The sequence below is a fragment of the Yersinia sp. LJYL362 genome (genome assembly GCF_048323875.1).
The window spans coordinates 22,223-38,777 of the sequence record NZ_JBLWEX010000291.1 but is presented as its reverse complement, the minus strand read 5'-3'; the positions used below and the strand labels follow the sequence as shown (position 1 = coordinate 38,777).

The window sequence follows — 16,555 nt, the reverse complement described above, 5'->3', positions numbered from 1 at the left end:
GATAAGCCACTTTGGCAAATTCAATCCCCAAGGTGAAGACCATCATACTGATCATCCCCATGGCAGCTGACACCGTCCCTTTACTGATATCGCTGGAGAACAGCGTCAGTCGCACTAAACCGGCGTTTGCCAGGCCAATACCAAAGGCATAGAGGCTTAGCCCGGCAGTCATCCACAAATACGCATGGGATGAATAGAGGGTCGAGCCAGCGGCAATCATTAGGCCAATAATCATCGGGCCGGCGCCATAGCGGATAAGTTGCGGAATACTGGTTTTGCCACTTAATTTTGCCAGTGTCAGGTTGCCAATAATCAGTGCGCCGAAAATCGGTACCTGCAAAATGCCATATTCCACGGTTGAGAGCTGCTCACCGCTAATCAGAATCACCGGAGATTGGGCAATCCAAGTCAGTAGGGGCAAGCTGGCGAAGCCCAATGCAAGTGAGCCGCACAGGAAACGGCGATTGGTCAGCACTTGCTTATAATCGTGCCACATCGCCCCTACCGACAGCTTTTCCCCTTGGCGCGAGGCGGTTTCTGGCATCGCGCGCCACAGCCCCACAAATGAAATTGCGCCCAGCACTGCAAATATCACAAACATAGACTGCCACGGGGCGACATGAATCAAGGCGGCACCCGCCAATGGGCCGAGCAATGGGGCAATTAATGCCACATTCGCCATCAGCGCGGTGATTTTGATACAGACCGCTTCTTCAAAGGACTCCTGAATGGTGGCGTAACCGACTGCGCCGATAAAGCACAAACCGATCCCTTGCAGGAAGCGCATGGCGATGAACTGTTCAATCGACGTGACCAATAATATGGCAAGACAGGTCACCACGAAGAATGCGACACCAACCAGCATCACTGGGCGACGGCCACGGCGATCGGATAACGGCCCAAGTAGCCATTGCAGGAACATCCCGCCCGCCAGATAAGCTGTCATTGATGTCGGAACCCACTCAATACTGGCATTAAAATCAGCGACCACCGCCAGCATACCGGGCTGAATCATATCGTTGGCGATATAGGCGGCAAATTCGAATAATACCAAACATAAGGGAAATAAAAGCGCCCGTCGACCTAAACGCGTCGCGGGTGAGAATGAAGTTTGCATAGGTTAAGCTATTAATAGTAAACGTAATAAAGGGGACGGCTCGAGCAGGGTGTGCAGTCAGAGCATGTCAGGACGGCTATTTTGCCGTCAATATAACTTTATGGCAACAATTACCCTTCGTCCTGATGGGGTTCATTTACTTTGGGTATCAGTCAAATTTACGTTATTGTTTGCAACCTGATTATTGGCACAATAAATATACTCTAAATAATTCGAGTTGCAGGAAGGCGGCAAGTGAGTGAGTCCCGATGAGTTGACTCGAGTCAATGATTCGGGTGAGAGAGAGCAGCCAACACACATGCGGCTTGAAGTATGACGAGTATAGATAGGCGCTTTTAAGTATAAAAACAGGTGATAGAGAGTATGCATGACCGATAAGATTGGCTGGATTGATAATCTGCGGGCTGTGGCCTGCATTATGGTGGTTATGATCCATGCTACGACCTATTACGTCACCAGCGGGGCGCAGGTAGGGGAAGCGAACTGGGACATCGCCAATTTGCTGAATTCGGCTTCTCGGGCCTGTGTGCCCTTGTTCTTTATGATCTCCGGTTATCTGTTTTTTGGCGAAAAAAGCGCAAAGCAAAAGCATTTTACCCGCATCGGGCTGTGCCTGTTGTTTTACAGCGTGATAGCACTTATCTATATTTCGACACTAACCTCGATCAACGGTTGGGCGTCGCTGAAAAATATCCTGCAAAAACCGGTATTTTATCATTTATGGTTTTTCTACGCCATTATTGTGGTTTACCTGGTCTCGCCGCTGATTAACGTCAAACCGGTATCAGGCCGCTATCTGGCGGTCGTTATTTTGCTGTTGGCGGTGGTTGCCAACCCGCAGACCAGTAAATATTCAATCGGTGGTTTTCAGTTACTGCCGATAAATCTCTATATCTACGGTGATACTTTCTATTACTTGCTGTATGCGCTGCTGGGGCGGGCCATTGGCATGCTTGAGACTCGGGGGCGAGCTATCAGTTGGGGCGCGGCATTATTGTTTATCATGAGCGTGATATTTATTGCCATCTCAACGGAGAAACAGACACAAATTAATGGCAACTTTGCCAATACCTTCTATGTGTACTGCGGCCCAATGGTCTTTGTTGCGGCGGTATCACTGCTGGTGTGGTTTAAAAACTGCCTGAATCAGCCCATTGCCTGGTTGAGTTGGCTGGCCGGGCATTCGCTGGCTATTTATGGTTTCCATGCACTGATTATTCATTTTATCCGCACCCATCATTATGATTTTACTGACTATCCAGTGTTGGATATTTTCTATGTCTTTGCCTTAGCACTGGCGCTAAGCACTCTATTGTCTATGGGGCTGCAACGCCTTGATCGGCGGCGATTAGTCAGTTAACCACGGCTTGCCCGCGCTGTTGTGCGCGCCGAAGCTGACGGCCGGAGGAAAATCCGGCTGCCAGTGCGGCTTTCTCCAGATTAAATCCTTCTTTTAGACGGACTTCAGCCACCGCGACCCGCAATTGCTCATGATATTCACGCACACTGATCCCGACATGTTCCCGGAACAATCGGGTTAAATGACGACTGCTGACATGCGCTTTGTGCGCCACCTGAAGCAGTGACCACTCCGCCTGTGGCTCTGCTGACATCACGTCCTGTGCCCGATGTACCGCCGGGTGGAGATGGTTACGGTAACGTAACCACGGTGAAAGTTGCGGGTCATCACCCGAGCGGCGAAAATACACCACCATCTCGCGCGCCACCTCCAGTGCAGTTTGCGGGCTGCAATAACGGCTGATCAAATGCAAAGAGAGATCAATACCGGCGGTAATCCCGGCACTGGTATACACGCCGCGATCTTCAACAAAAATACGGTTTTCTTTGGTTTGGGCCGCCGGCGCTTGTTGGCGTAACCGTTCAAGCACATGGTGATGAGTGGTGCATTGATAGCCATCCAATAGCCCGGCTTGCGCTGCCAGTAATGCGCCAGAACAGACACAAACCAGTATTATTTTTTGCTGCGTAATGGCAGTTTTCTGCTGCTGCAACCACCGGCGGGCTATTGCGGCTGTTTCTGTCGCAAAATAGTGACGTGAATCGCTCACGCCCGGCACCACCAGCAAGCTGCCTTCCGGTAAGCTGTCTGGTAGTGGCTGCAATTGGCCCAATATCATGTCGGTGGAGGACATCACCTCGGGTAATGGGCTGATATAACAAAGGGTAAATGACCCTGCCAGCCGTAATGTTTCGGCAGGGCCGGTTAAATCCAGCGACAGCACGCCGGGCAGCAAGAGAAAATAGACATTTCGTTGCATGGTTAATCCACAGTTACCGTCAGATAACGGTTCATATAAGCCGGAATATCCGGAGTATGCTGTAGCAAAGTATCAACAAAAGCATCGCGCTCAAAGGCCATTACCTGTAAATCCCAAACACAGAAGGATTCATCACGTGCTGCGCGCCAAATTCCCTGTTCCTGTACCCAGACTTTCACTCGCAATTCGTTTTCATTATCCCACCAGCCAACAATCAGGTAATTCAGCGTTTTTCCCTGATGTTCAATCACAAAACCCACACCGGGGCGATCCACCGTTTCTGATCATAAGGCAACCACTGTCCGACGAGTTGATAAGCAGGAGCATAATCGGGGGCGGCACCCTGTGCCTGAGAATAACAAATCACATAGTGTTTCAACTGCCAGCGGTTAAGGTTCTTGATACCCGCAGGTGTGATTGCTCGTGGTAAATAGGGTTGCGGCTGCCAATTGACGGTTTTTTCGGTAGCGGTTACTGATGGTGGTGAATCCAGTGCTGCCAGTGCTTGCGCGACAGTATGGATAGTTGCAAATCGGTCGACGAGCACCGTCTCCGTGCGTAGTTTCAATTCTTCACTGCTCAGAACGATGCCATTAGGCTGGGTCATTGGAAAGGTCAGTGTGGCCTCCGTGACAAAAGTGACTTGATAGCCCAGATCCGACGCCACGCGTGCGGTAGTTTCACAGCATTGTTCGGTGCGCATACCGGCAATAATCAGGTGGTTTATTTGACGCTCCTTCAGCCATTGATCCAGCCCTGAATCGGTCAGTGCATTATGCACTCGCTTTTGCACGGTCACATCTGCGTGATGGGAAACCCATGACATGGGCTTCACATAGCCAGAAGCCAGTGAAAACGGGCCTTCCTGCGCGACGTGGAATACATCTACCAGTGCCACTCCGCGCTGTTTACAGCCCGCAATGAGTCGGTTTAGCGCCGTAGAGAATGCAGGGAGATCCTGTTGTTGCCAAAAGAATTTATGTTCGAATGATTGTTGGACATCAATTATCAATAATGCGCTGTTAGTCATATTCGGCCCTCCGCCGTTTGGGTAGAGTTCCATCATCTGCGGGTTTTGAGCTAAGTGGAATGCCAAATCCGGCCATCATAGGGAGCAAAAGGGACCAGATCTTTTACGGCTAGCCGTTCGGTAAGTTAAAGAGTTAATGGCCCAATAGGCTCATTAAAACAGTTTATTGGCCGAAAACAGTGAGTAAGGAAACCGTTATTCACTGTATGACAATCAATGGGAATGGAATAAGTCATGGCAAACCTTAATAGCGTTATCCTGATAAGGGCAAACCAACAGCGAAATAATGCTCTGATAGGAACAGCCTTGTTGTTTGTCACAATGATGAGTGAGGCGGCTATATCTCTGGATAGAACGAGGATTATTTTCAATAGTGCTGATACGTCAGCCAGTATCATGTTGCAAAATAAAAGCGAGACATTACCTTATCTGGTGCAATCCTGGTTGGAAAATTCCGCTGGGCAGAAAGTAGATAGCCCTTTGTCTGCTTTACCCGCGATACAGCGGATTGATGTGGGTCAGAAAAGCCAGGTACGCATTATTTCACTGCCGGATATCGAGCAATTAGCTGCTGATCGTGAAACGCTATTCTATTTTAATATGCGGGAAATACCGCCGAAAAGTGACATCACTGCGGCAGTACAAATCGCCATCCAAAATAAAATAAAGTTATTTTATCGACCTGCGGCGATTAAAGCAGATTACAAGAATGTTTGGCAGGAGCAGTTACAGATAAGACAGCAAGGGGAAAGGCTTAAAATTCATAATCCTACGCCATATTACGTCACGTTAGGGCATTTAAATCGGGATAATCGCGGTAATTTTCCCGGTTTTGACAGTGTCATGATTGCGCCATTCGGTACGGAGTCTGTTAAGACACCTGGATATAATGGTAACCACTATAGTCTCGGCTATATGGATGATTTTGGTCAGGTGATCATTCGTCGTGTTAATTGTACGATGGGTCATTGCCATATTCAGGCGGTGGAAAAGAAAATATAATTTCCACCGCCTGTTTTGCTCACTATGTGTTTATGGCTTGCACTTTATCTTACTCATATTCACATAATGGCAGTAATTGCTGATAAAGCTTTTTAAAGATAACTCGGCGAACAGCGTAATTCTGATGGCGCTGTGCATCGGGCAAATGAGTTTGTTCCAGTGGTAATGCAGGCAGTAATTCAGCTAAGGGTACATCTGGATTGAGGGCAATTTGGGCCAGCCGGGCAGCGCCGAGTGCGGGGCCGACATCACCGCCAGTCCGATATTCCAAAGTCTGGCCGCTGATATCTGCCAGCATTTGCCGCCAATAAGGGCTTCGCGCACCACCACCAATTAACGTGACTGATTTGGGCTGTAACCCACTGGCATGTAGGGCATCCATTCCATCAGCTAAAGCAAATCCTACTCCTTCCAATACCGCACGGGCTAAATCTGCCCGGCCATGTTGGTGGGTAAATCCCCAAAAAGCCCCTTTTGCATTAGGGTTGTTATGGGGGGTTCGCTCGCCGGAAAGGTAGGGCAGGAACCACACTGGCGTGGCGGGTTGCGGTGTATTTTCCACTTCATTAATCAGCGCAGGAACACTCTCGGCACCGGTGAGTTGGCATGCCCAATCAAGGCAGGATGCGGCGCTCAGCATCACTGACATCAGGTGCCAGGTATTGGGTAAAGCATGGCAAAAACTGTGCACGGCGCTGGCCGGGTTACTCAGAAAGCCATCACTGACGGCAAAATAGACGCCAGATGTCCCGAGCGACAACATTGCCTGCCCGGTTTGATACAAGCCCACCCCGATGGCACCGGCGGCATTATCACCCCCGCCAGCCACGACCGGAACAGGGTTGATGCCCCAGCGCCGCGCAATATCGGCACTGACATGGCCGGTAATCTGGCTGCCTTCGAAGAGGGCGGGCATATGCTGGCGATTCAGGCCGCAGGCCGCTAACATCTCATCGCTCCAGTCGCGCTTTGCCACATCGAGCCACATTGTTCCGGCGGCATCGGACATATCACTGGCAAAGTCACCACTGATCAAAAAACGCAGATAATCTTTGGGTAACAGTGCCTTATCAATACGATTGAAAATATCGGGTTCATGTTCAGATAGCCATTTTAGCTTCGGTGCGGTAAAACCCGGCATCATCAGGTTGCCGGTAATCTGGCGGGATTCGGGTACCGCTTTTTCCAGCGTCAGACATTGGGCAAAACTGCGACCATCATTCCATAAAATAGCCGGGCGCAGCACCCGATGTTGTTTATCCAGTAAAGTGGCGCCGTGCATTTGGCCCGTCAGCCCCAGCGCTTTTACCTGTGTTAAATCATGGTCTGCGGCTAAAGCCTGCATAGCTTGATCAGTGGCTTGCCACCAATCAGCGGGATTTTGCTCAGACCATAAAGGGTGTGGGCGGGAGACGGATAATGCAGCACCTTGGCTGGCAATCACTTGCCCATTTTCGGCCAGGAGAATGGCTTTAACGCCGGAGGTGCCCAGATCGATGCCAAGGTACATACATACTCCTCATATTAATAGGCTATTTTATTGTGCAGAGCCTGACGGGGCGACTGTACCGATGGGCGCTCCGACGGCTCACGCCACTTGTATTTTAAATAAATAGGGACCCATTCGGTACATTTCCCCGCCTATTCGCTATTTTGAGATAAATTTTTACCTATTCGCCGCAGGTATCAGATAAATAAAAGTTATCAGCCGAAGATATAGCGGTTAACCCTATTCTCCATCAGTTCTTGATGCCCACTTTGATGCTGTGGGTTCAGATTATTTTGCTCGGCATAGGACGCTAAATCTTCCAGCGACATTTTGCCTTTTAGGATTTGTTGGCCCAAATCGCTATTCCAACCGGCATAACGTTTAGCAACCAACTGATCCAACTGACCATCCTCAATCATTTTTGCTGCAATTTTCAGTGCCAATGCCATGGTGTCCATTGCCCCGATATGGCCATAGAACAGGTCATATTTATCGGTGCTTTGACGGCGTACTTTGGCATCAAAATTCAGCCCACCAGTAGTAAAACCACCGGCTTTGAGGATTTCAAACATCACCAGCGCATTTTCTTCCACACTGTTTGGGAACTGGTCAGTATCCCAACCCAATTGCGGATCACCACGGTTAGCATCCACCGAGCCGAAAATGCCTAATGCAATCGCACTGGCAATCTCATGATGGAAAGAGTGCCCAGCCAAAGTGGCATGGTTAGCTTCAATATTAACTTTAATCTCTTTTTCTAGCCCAAACTGCTTGAGGAAGCCATAAACCGTAGCAACATCATAATCATATTGATGCTTAGTCGGTTCTTGTGGTTTTGGCTCGATCAACAATGTGCCCTGGAAGCCAATCTTGTGTTTATGTTCGACTACCATCTGCATGAAGCGGCCAATTTGCTCACGTTCTTGCCGTAAATCGGTGTTGAGCAGAGTCTCGTAACCTTCGCGTCCGCCCCACAACACATAGTTTTCGCCCCCGAGTTTTTGGGTGGCATTCATGGCGGTAAAGACTTGGGTTGCCGCCCAGCTAAACACTTCTGGATCTGGGTTAGTTGCGGCTCCGGCACCGTAGCGCGGGTGGGTGAAGCAATTTGCGGTGCCCCATAATAATTTTACGCCGCTGCTTTCTTGCTTCTCAGCTAATACATCAGTCATGACGGCAAAATTATTTAAATATTCTTTTAATGATGCGCCTTCGGGTGAAACATCCACATCGTGGAAGCAGTAATAAGGCACATTCAGTTTATGGAAGAATTCAAAAGCCACATCAGCTTTGCGTTTGGCCAGTGTGAGCGCATCGCCCGCATGCTGCCATGGTCGCTCAAAGGCATTGCTGCCAAACATATCCGCCCCGCCCCAGCAGAAGGTATGCCAGTAACAGGCAGCGAACCTGAGGTGATCGGCCATTCGTTTGTCAAGGATAATTTCATCCGGATTGTAGTGACGAAATGCCAGTGGGTTAGTGCTCTGGCTGCCTTCGTAACGCACTTGTTCTAATTTATCAAAATAAGATGACATGCAATACTCCTTGAAAGCTGACCCGCATTATCGGGCTGGTGAGCTTTTATCTTCGGAGTTGTTTGCTATTCTCTCAATTACGTTATTTCACACTTAAATTCAGAGAATTATTAATTGTGGTGTAGATCTCATAAATACCCGATTAATTATAAAAAATCTCTAATAGTCATTGTCTGGATAACATCTCTTACTGGAATTATGCATTTTGCAGGAAAGAAAACATGATCGTTATCATAAAATTAACATTAAACCAAAAAACATAATTGGTGGATGAAAATCTGTAATTGCCGATGTGCAAATAAGCGACAACAATCCCTATTGTAGTTGATGTTTACCGTTTCTCTTACCCTGCTTGCACAATAAGAAAGGTACCGAAAGATGAAATTTAAGAACATTTTACTCTCCGCATGTGCCGCACTGGTCATGTTTAGCCAGCCCGGATTTAGTAAAGAAATTAAAATCGGTATGGCGATAGACGATCTTCGTCTTGAACGTTGGCAGAAAGACCGCGATATTTTTGTTAACAAGGCTGAGTCTCTCGGTGCTAAAGTATTTGTTCAATCCGCGAATGGTAATGAAGAAACTCAAATGTCGCAGATTGAGAATATGATTAACCGTGGTGTCGATGTATTGGTTATTATTCCTTATAACGGGCAAGTATTAAGTAATGTGATCGCCGAGGCCAAAAGGGAAGGAATAAAAGTATTAGCTTATGACCGTATGATAAATAATGCGGATATAGATTTTTATATTTCCTTCGATAATGAAAAAGTGGGTGAATTACAGGCCAAAAGTCTGGTTGAACGGGTGCCACAAGGTAATTATTTCCTGATGGGAGGGTCTCCGGTAGACAATAATGCCAAGCTGTTCCGTCAGGGGCAGATGACAGTGCTTAATCCATTGATAAAAGAAGGGAAAGTAAAAATTGTCGGTGATCAGTGGGTTGATGCCTGGTTACCAGAAAATGCCTTAAAAATCATGGAAAATGCGCTAACAGCTAACAATAACAAAATTGATGCTGTCGTGGCGTCTAATGATGCCACCGCCGGCGGGGCTATTCAGGCGTTAGCAGCACAAGGTTTGGCGGGTAAAGTCGCTATTTCTGGGCAGGATGCCGATTTAGCAGCAATAAAACGTATTGTTGCGGGCACCCAAACTATGACGGTATATAAGCCAATCAGTAAATTAGCTAACGATGCTGCGGAAATTGCGGTAAGTTTGGGTAAAGGCGAAGAACCAAAAGCAAATAGTAAATTAAATAACGGTATAAAAGATGTTCCTGCTTATTTGTTAACGCCAATTCAGGTAGATAAAAATAATATCGATAGCACAATTGTCGCAGATGGCTTCCACAAGAAATCGGACATTTATTAATTATTTTTTTGTTGTTGAATATATCAGAAGTCATTGGGGTTGTAGCTAATCATGCTGCAACCCCTGGCATAAAAGATATATGGAGGAAATTATGCCCTATCTGCTAGAAATGAAAGAAATTACCAAGCAGTTCGGTGTCGTTAAGGCGGTGGATAATATCAGCCTGACATTGGAAGCCGGGCAAGTATTATCTTTATGTGGCGAAAATGGCTCTGGAAAGTCCACATTAATGAAAGTGTTATGTGGTATTTACCCCGCAGGTTCCTATCAGGGGGAAATAATTTTCTCAGGAGAAACACTTCAGGCCAAAAATATTCGTGAAACAGAACAAAAGGGCATCGCGATAATTCATCAGGAATTAGCATTGGTGAAGCAAATGTCGGTGCTGGAAAATATGTTTCTCGGCTCCGAATGGGGGCGTTTTGGCATTATGGATTACGACGCCATGTACCTGCGCTGCCAACGGATGCTGGCACAGGTCAAACTGGTGGTAGACCCCCATACTCCGGTAGGTGAATTGGGGCTTGGGCAGCAGCAATTGGTCGAAATTGCAAAAGCGTTGAACAAACAAGTTCGGCTACTGGTATTGGATGAACCGACCGCTTCGTTGACAGAAAGTGAAACGGCTATTTTGCTGGATATTATTCGTGACCTACGTAATCACGGTATTGCCTGCATTTATATCTCACACAAATTAAATGAAGTGAAAGCGATATCAGATCATATCTGTGTGATCCGCGATGGCCGCCATATCGGCACGCGTTCTGCCGCGACCATGAGCGAAGATGACATCATCGCCATGATGGTAGGTCGTGAACTTAAAGAGCTCTATCCGCACGAAGCCCACCACATTGGCGAGGAAATTCTGCGGGTAGAAAATATCTGTGCCTGGCACCCGGTAAACCGCCATATCCGGCGAGTAGATGATGTCTCTTTCTCTTTGAAACGCGGGGAGATATTAGGTGTCGCCGGGCTAGTGGGGTCTGGTCGGACAGAAACAGTGCAATGCTTGTTTGGTGTTTACCCTGGCCGCTGGCAGGGGGAGATATTTATTGATGGTAAAGCTGTGACCATCAGTAATTGTCAGCAGGCTATGAAACTCGGGATTGCCATGGTGCCAGAAGATCGTAAGAAAGACGGCATCGTACCGGTCATGGGCGTGGGGGCGAATATCACACTGGCGGCGCTTGATGACTTCACTGGCTCTTTCAGCATGCTGGATGATGCTAAAGAACAATCAACAATTGTGCAATCTCTGGCCCGGCTAAAGGTGAAAACTTCCTCTTCTGAGCTGGCTATTGCCCGACTCAGTGGGGGGAATCAGCAAAAAGCCATTCTCGCCAAATGCTTGCTTCTGAACCCACGAATTTTGATTCTCGATGAACCGACGCGCGGTATAGATATTGGTGCAAAATATGAAATTTATAAACTTATCAATCAATTAGTCCAACAGGGGATTGCGGTCATTGTGATTTCCTCTGAACTACCGGAGGTCTTGGGATTAAGTGATCGGGTGCTGGTCATGCATCAAGGACGCATCAAAGCCGATCTCATTAACCATAATCTGACGCAAGAAAAAGTCATGGAAGCCGCACTCAGGAGTGAAACTTATGTCGCAAGCTAATCAAACTGAAATAAACACCCCCGAAAATGGTGATAAAAAGCCATTATTTCGACTAAAGTCGGTCAACTTGCAAGTTTTTGTCATGTTGGCGGCTATCGCCGTGATTATGCTGTTTTTCACGTTCACCACCGAAGGGGCGTATCTCAGCGCCAGGAATATCTCGAATTTGCTACGACAAACGGCGATCACCGGCATTTTGGCCGTGGGGATGGTGTTTGTCATTATTTCGGCTGAAATCGATTTGTCTGTTGGCTCGATGATGGGGTTATTGGGCGGTGCGGCAGCTATTTTTGATGTGTGGCTCGGTTGGCCGCTCCCTCTGACTATTGTTGTCACCTTGGGATTGGGGCTGGTGCTTGGCGCATGGAATGGTTGGTGGGTTGCTTATCGCAAAGTGCCGTCATTTATTGTTACTTTGGCGGGAATGTTAGCTTTTCGCGGCATTTTAATTGGTATCACTAACGGCACGACCGTCTCACCCACCAGTAATGCCATGTCGCAGATTGGCCAAAGTTATCTACCAAACGGCCTTGGTTTTGGCATTGGCGCAATTGGCCTGATGTTATTTGTTGCCTGGCAGTGGCGTCGACGCAACCATCGCATCCGGCTGGGGTTACCGGTTGCCGCGCCGCAAGGTGATGTTACTCGTCAAACTATTACCGCAGTTATTGTTCTTGGTGCCATATATTTACTGAATGATTATCGGGGTGTCCCTACGCCGGTACTGATTCTCACGGCACTGATGTTAGCGGGTATTTTTATGGCCACCCGCACTGCATTTGGCCGCCGGATCTATGCTATTGGCGGCAATATCGATGCCGCGCGCTTGTCTGGGGTGAATGTGGAACGCACCAAACTGGCGGTATTTGCTATCAACGGGTTGATGGTTGCCATGGCAGGTTTGATTCTCAGCTCACGTCTGGGAGCAGGCTCACCTTCAGCCGGTAATATTGCCGAACTGGACGCGATTGCTGCTTGTGTCATTGGGGGCACCAGCCTGGCGGGCGGGATAGGGAGTGTGGCGGGTGCCGTCATGGGGGCATTTATCATGGCTTCCCTCGACAATGGGATGAGCATGCTAGATGTGCCGACATTCTGGCAGTACATTGTCAAAGGGGCAATTTTGCTGCTGGCAGTGTGGATGGATTCCGCCACTAAACGCCGAGTATGATCCCATCTTCAAAAAGAGATCAATGCCATACTGCATTGATCTCTTTATCTGTTACTCCCCCTACCTATTTCAGGAGTCATCCCCATGTTTGAGAAACGCTACCGGATAACCTTGTTATTTAATGCTAACAAAGTATACGACCGGCAAGTGGTGGAAGGTGTCGGTGAGTATTTGCAGGCCTCACAGTGTGACTGGGATATTTTTATTGAAGAGGATTTTCGCTGCCGTATTGAGAATATCAGGGATTGGCTAGGCGACGGTGTTATTGCCGATTTTGATGATCGACAGATAGAGCAATTGCTGGCGAATGTGGATGTTCCGATTATTGGCGTGGGGGGGTCTTATCATCAGCCAGAGGATTATCCGCCAGTCGATTATATTGCAACGGATAACTCGGCTCTGGTTGAGGCGGCTTTCATGCATTTGAAAGAGAAGGGTTTAAACCGTTTTGCTTTTTATGGTTTGCCGGCCAGTAGTGATAAACGCTGGGCGCAGGAGCGGGAATATGCTTTCCGGCGATTAGTGGCGGCAGAGCAATATCAAGGGGTGGTCTATCAGGGGATGGCAACTGCGCCCGCCAACTGGCAATACACGCAAAATAGGCTGGCGGACTGGGTGCAAACTCTGCCACATCAGACGGGAATTATTGCGGTCACTGACGCGCGAGCGCGGCATTTATTGCAAGTGTGCGAGCATCTGGATATTGCAGTGCCGGAGAAATTGAGTGTGATTGGTATTGATAATGAAGAACTCACTCGCTATTTATCGCGAGTGGCGCTTTCTTCGGTGGTGCAGGGGACGCGGCAGATGGGCTATCGTGCGGCTAAGTTATTGCATCAGCGTCTTAACCAGCGCCAGAAACAACAAGAAGCCCCGCCATTGCAGCGTATTTTGGTGCCACCGGTGAAAGTAGTGGCGCGACGCTCGACGGATTTTCGCTCATTGCGTGATCCGGCTGTGATTCAGGCGATGCATTATATCCGTCATCATGCCTGCAAGGGGATTAAAGTGGAGCAGGTACTGGATGCGGTCGGGATGTCACGCTCAAATCTGGAAAAACGCTTCAAAGATGATATTGGGCAGACTATTCATGGGGTTATTCATGAGGAGAAGCTCGATCGGGCGCGCAATTTGTTGTCTGCAACTTCATTACCCATCAATGAAATCTCTCAAATGTGTGGTTATCCATCGCTGCAATATTTCTATTCGGTCTTCAAAAAAGGCTATTCAATCACCCCAAAAGAGCATCGTGATAAATATGGTGAAGTCAGCTATTAGCTATTGTTGAACCGCAGATGATGACTTTAGATTCCGCCTGGCGAGTGAATTTATTCACTGCGCCTATTGAATGAATAGCGCCATATAATAAACACGCTATAATCACCGCCTTACACTCATCTCTTCTCTGGAAGATCATCGTCCCCGGTGGGGCGGCTGGACTTCAAATCCAGATGGGGCCGCCAGCGGTCCTTGGCAGGTTCGACTCCTGTGATCTTCCGCCAACGGTTTGATTTTCTGCAGTTTATTGGTTTCTACCTTGTGATGTGGGCATAAAAAAACAGCCATTTTTTTGGTTTGGAGCACTTCAGCCAGTTAACGGGTTGGAAGAGATAATCACGTCAGATATATTCATCTTATAATCAGATTTTAGCTGAGTGCGCAGTAACCCTGGCGAAGGACAGCAGTCATATCAGTCATCAAATTTATAGGAAAAAAAATGAGTGGTAATAAGTTCTTAGTATTTATTTTTATGATCATATTTCTAGTTTGGTTATCGGCATATCCACTATCACGATATATTTCTAGTTCTGCTTTTATGGAGCCGACCACCTCTATATACAATGCCATCAATGTACTCTTTACTGCTCTGGCTTTTACGGGCGTTATTATTACTTTTCATTTTCAATCATTGGAAACCGAGCGAGCCAGTAAAGAATTAGTTGAACGTTCGATTTTTGAGCTATTTTTGGCTTTTACCTCGGATTCGTTCCAAAAAGTGAAGGATGACGCTTTTTTAAGTCCACTGGTCGCCGTAAAAGATAAGGAATACGCGGTCTATATTGCCAGTAGGCTTTTCCCTATAGAACGCAAAAATTTTCCAGAGTCCGCTCTCTTAATTTATCAAACATTGCGCCCCGAGCTTAAAGATAAAAGTCCTCATGATATGATGGACATTGAACGCAGTACTCGCCTTCATCTAGATAATATCCTTAACTTTTTTTCTATGCTGTCGCATCGTCAAACTGCGGCATCGGTGATAAAACATGTGGACTTTGCATATGACTGGTGGCGTCCAACATTATGGATCATTGCGCAGTTACAAAAAGAGATAAAAGACGGTTCAAAAGAAATCTCTAATTATTGTCGCAATCCGATGTTGCACATAACTCTCGAGAAACTTGACAAAATTTATGGATATCCGCTGATAGAACCCGGTGAGAGTGTTTATCTGTATTTGCAGGAGCATCCGTGGTTACAAGAGCAGCATATTGATCCTGCTTTTTTTAAGGCGGCCTAGTTCACGAATTTACATTTATTTAGAAAAATTCTGAGCTGATTTTAGATAACTGCTGATGACTACTCTCTCTTATTGGTTGCTAGTGTCAGCCCATTAACGCCTTTGTATGGTTATATGTGAATAGCATTGATACCTGAGTCCTTGTTTATAGGTGATTTATACTCATCTAAATCAATAAATCACCATAAAAACTCCAATAGTACTGATAATAAAGACATGTACTTAAAAACAGTATTGACATCTGATATAGAACACGTAAATTGGAATTCAACACCGGTGCAATGAGTAACGAACGTTTTATTTAGCCGGTGTCCATGTAGCAGATTTAAAATAATGCGATAAAGGTCACGAAATATTTTTTTATGTGAGATTCGTTATGAGTTTAGTTATAATTTACTCATGCGATGATGCTTTAAGGTCACGCAGTAAATCTTCATAATCGCATTTTGTGGACGATACGCGATGAGTTAAGGCTTTGTTGTTAATAGTAATATTCGCGATTTGTGTACTTCAGTATGATATCGAGAATATCGCGAAGAAAGTAAAGCCACGTAACAAAGAGTATATATCGCGAGGGTGATGTACTAATTTAGTCAGTCTTATCAAAAGCATGGCTAAATGTCATAAACTGGGAATGTTACCATTCAGTTAATATATTGGAGGGCAGAGTTAGTTCTAAACGAAAATATTCCTGTAAAACATGTACATCTTTATAAACAGTACCAAGATAAGTATCACGTTATTAAGTTGATTAATGTTTAATTTTAAATGTGTAGTACCTTAAAAGCCCTGACTAGTACAGTCGGGGCTTTTATCATTTTGGGCTATACCGCAGTTATATCGAATAGAAACAGGAGGATGTATGGAGGTCAGGTTAGCGTCACCTGATGAAGCAGAGCAGCTATGGTTGGTAAGGAATAAGGCCATCAGGCATGGGTGTCGAAATGTATATGCTGAAAATATATTGATAGCGTGGACTCCGGATCAGATGCCCGAAGGATATCCCAAGGCTGTGGCGCATAATCCATTTTTTGTTATTGATGATCCAGTTAGTCAACTTGCTGTTTCAACTGGATTTTTAGATCTTTCATCAGGTTGCGTCGAAGCTATTTTCACATTACCTGAATTTGAAGGCCAGGGTATGGCATCTCGTATTTTAGAGGCGATCAAGCATGAAGCCAAACAACGAGGCTTCACAAAGTTGACCCTTGCCTCAACACCTAATGCATCGGCATTTTATGAAAAGCAGGGTTTTACTTTACTCGGTGAAAGTCTTTATCCATCACAGTTGGCGCAAACCAATCTTAGATGTATGGACATGATCTGCTATTTATAGGTCTCAGAGTTGGCTTTGTTCTGATAAAAAAATATTTATTTATTAGTGAAGCCACCAGACAAGAATGAATCCTGATGGTG

General features: G+C 46.6%; 12 protein-coding genes, 1 tRNA gene and 1 pseudogene. 9 read left to right on the top strand and 5 right to left on the bottom strand.

All coding sequences use genetic code 11. The features are described 5' to 3' along the window. The coding region (locus ACNSO8_RS20360) for an MFS transporter (protein ID WP_418395700.1) at positions 1 to 1,117 on the bottom strand (1,117 nt) is incomplete at its 3' end. 367 nt (positions 1,118 to 1,484) lie between these two features. On the opposite strand from ACNSO8_RS20360, the gene ACNSO8_RS20355 reads away from it, so the two are divergent. Then, entirely contained in the window at positions 1,485 to 2,477 is a 993-nt protein-coding gene (locus tag ACNSO8_RS20355) for an acyltransferase (protein WP_418395699.1), read from the top strand. On the opposite strand, the gene ACNSO8_RS20350 is transcribed toward ACNSO8_RS20355, so the two are convergent. Beyond that, the gene (locus ACNSO8_RS20350) at positions 2,470 to 3,396 is read right to left on the bottom strand and encodes a GlxA family transcriptional regulator (RefSeq protein ID WP_418395698.1); all 927 of its coding nucleotides are present in this window, start codon (positions 3,394 to 3,396) and stop codon (positions 2,470 to 2,472) included. The two genes, ACNSO8_RS20355 and ACNSO8_RS20350, sit on opposite strands and share 8 nt — an antisense overlap. Before the next feature lie 2 nt (positions 3,397 to 3,398). Next, positions 3,399 to 4,426: pseudogene (locus ACNSO8_RS20345) on the bottom strand (isochorismatase family protein). Positions 4,427 to 4,660: 234 nt separating this feature from the next. Here ACNSO8_RS20345 and ACNSO8_RS20340 point away from each other — a divergent pair. Continuing rightward, on the top strand, positions 4,661 to 5,428 hold the full coding sequence (locus ACNSO8_RS20340) for a molecular chaperone (protein WP_418395697.1): 768 nt from the start codon (positions 4,661 to 4,663) through the stop codon (positions 5,426 to 5,428). A 49-nt stretch (positions 5,429 to 5,477) separates the two neighbouring features. On the opposite strand, the gene xylB is transcribed toward ACNSO8_RS20340, so the two are convergent. Both xylB and xylA read right to left on the bottom strand, forming a co-directional pair. Continuing rightward, positions 5,478 to 6,938: a xylulokinase gene (gene xylB, locus ACNSO8_RS20335; protein ID WP_418395696.1), complete on the bottom strand. Its 1,461-nt coding sequence runs from the start codon at positions 6,936 to 6,938 to the stop codon at positions 5,478 to 5,480. A 194-nt stretch (positions 6,939 to 7,132) separates the two neighbouring features. Next, positions 7,133 to 8,452, bottom strand: a complete 1,320-nt coding sequence (gene xylA / locus ACNSO8_RS20330; RefSeq protein WP_418395695.1) for a xylose isomerase — start codon at positions 8,450 to 8,452, stop codon at positions 7,133 to 7,135. 378 nt (positions 8,453 to 8,830) lie between these two features. Here xylA and xylF point away from each other — a divergent pair, with 378 nt between their 5' ends. The 7 genes from xylF (at position 8,831) to ACNSO8_RS20295 (ending at position 16,475) form a co-directional block, all read left to right on the top strand. Continuing rightward, entirely contained in the window at positions 8,831 to 9,826 is a 996-nt protein-coding gene (gene xylF / locus ACNSO8_RS20325; protein WP_418395694.1) for a D-xylose ABC transporter substrate-binding protein, read from the top strand. A gap of 91 nt (positions 9,827 to 9,917) precedes the next feature. Next, positions 9,918 to 11,450 (top strand): xylose ABC transporter ATP-binding protein, encoded by a 1,533-nt coding sequence (locus ACNSO8_RS20320; protein WP_418395693.1) that lies wholly within the window; start codon positions 9,918 to 9,920, stop codon positions 11,448 to 11,450. Continuing rightward, positions 11,437 to 12,621 carry a xylose ABC transporter permease XylH gene (xylH, locus tag ACNSO8_RS20315; protein WP_418395692.1) on the top strand — a complete coding sequence of 395 codons (1,185 nt, stop codon included), beginning with the start codon at positions 11,437 to 11,439 and terminating at the stop codon, positions 12,619 to 12,621. The genes ACNSO8_RS20320 and xylH overlap by 14 nt, the downstream gene beginning before the upstream one ends. An 84-nt stretch (positions 12,622 to 12,705) precedes the next feature. Next, positions 12,706 to 13,899 (top strand): D-xylose utilization transcriptional activator XylR, encoded by a 1,194-nt coding sequence (xylR, locus tag ACNSO8_RS20310; protein WP_418395691.1) that lies wholly within the window; start codon positions 12,706 to 12,708, stop codon positions 13,897 to 13,899. Between the two features lie 129 nt (positions 13,900 to 14,028). Next, positions 14,029 to 14,123: transfer RNA gene (locus tag ACNSO8_RS20305), tRNA-Sec, on the top strand. A 215-nt stretch (positions 14,124 to 14,338) separates the two neighbouring features. Next, positions 14,339 to 15,139: a hypothetical protein gene (locus ACNSO8_RS20300; protein ID WP_418395690.1), complete on the top strand. Its 801-nt coding sequence runs from the start codon at positions 14,339 to 14,341 to the stop codon at positions 15,137 to 15,139. An 862-nt stretch (positions 15,140 to 16,001) separates the two neighbouring features. Beyond that, positions 16,002 to 16,475 (top strand): GNAT family N-acetyltransferase, encoded by a 474-nt coding sequence (locus ACNSO8_RS20295; RefSeq protein WP_418395689.1) that lies wholly within the window; start codon positions 16,002 to 16,004, stop codon positions 16,473 to 16,475. The last annotated feature ends 80 nt before the right edge of the window (positions 16,476 to 16,555 follow it).

Excerpts from the sequence above, each read along its gene's own strand:
- ACNSO8_RS20320 (WP_418395693.1), top strand. The coding sequence starts at position 9,918 with ATGCCCTATCTGCTAGAAATGAAAGAAATTACCAAGCAGTTCGGTGTC.
- ACNSO8_RS20340 (WP_418395697.1), top strand. The coding sequence starts at position 4,661 with ATGGCAAACCTTAATAGCGTTATCCTGATAAGGGCAAACCAACAGCGA.
- xylA (WP_418395695.1), bottom strand. The coding sequence starts at position 8,452 with ATGTCATCTTATTTTGATAAATTAGAACAAGTGCGTTACGAAGGCAGC.
- xylR (WP_418395691.1), top strand. The coding sequence starts at position 12,706 with ATGTTTGAGAAACGCTACCGGATAACCTTGTTATTTAATGCTAACAAA.
- xylF (WP_418395694.1), top strand. The coding sequence starts at position 8,831 with ATGAAATTTAAGAACATTTTACTCTCCGCATGTGCCGCACTGGTCATG.
- ACNSO8_RS20295 (WP_418395689.1), top strand. The coding sequence starts at position 16,002 with ATGGAGGTCAGGTTAGCGTCACCTGATGAAGCAGAGCAGCTATGGTTG.
- ACNSO8_RS20300 (WP_418395690.1), top strand. The coding sequence starts at position 14,339 with ATGAGTGGTAATAAGTTCTTAGTATTTATTTTTATGATCATATTTCTA.
- xylH (WP_418395692.1), top strand. The coding sequence starts at position 11,437 with ATGTCGCAAGCTAATCAAACTGAAATAAACACCCCCGAAAATGGTGAT.
- ACNSO8_RS20350 (WP_418395698.1), bottom strand. The coding sequence starts at position 3,396 with ATGCAACGAAATGTCTATTTTCTCTTGCTGCCCGGCGTGCTGTCGCTG.
- xylB (WP_418395696.1), bottom strand. The coding sequence starts at position 6,938 with ATGTACCTTGGCATCGATCTGGGCACCTCCGGCGTTAAAGCCATTCTC.
- ACNSO8_RS20355 (WP_418395699.1), top strand. The coding sequence starts at position 1,485 with ATGACCGATAAGATTGGCTGGATTGATAATCTGCGGGCTGTGGCCTGC.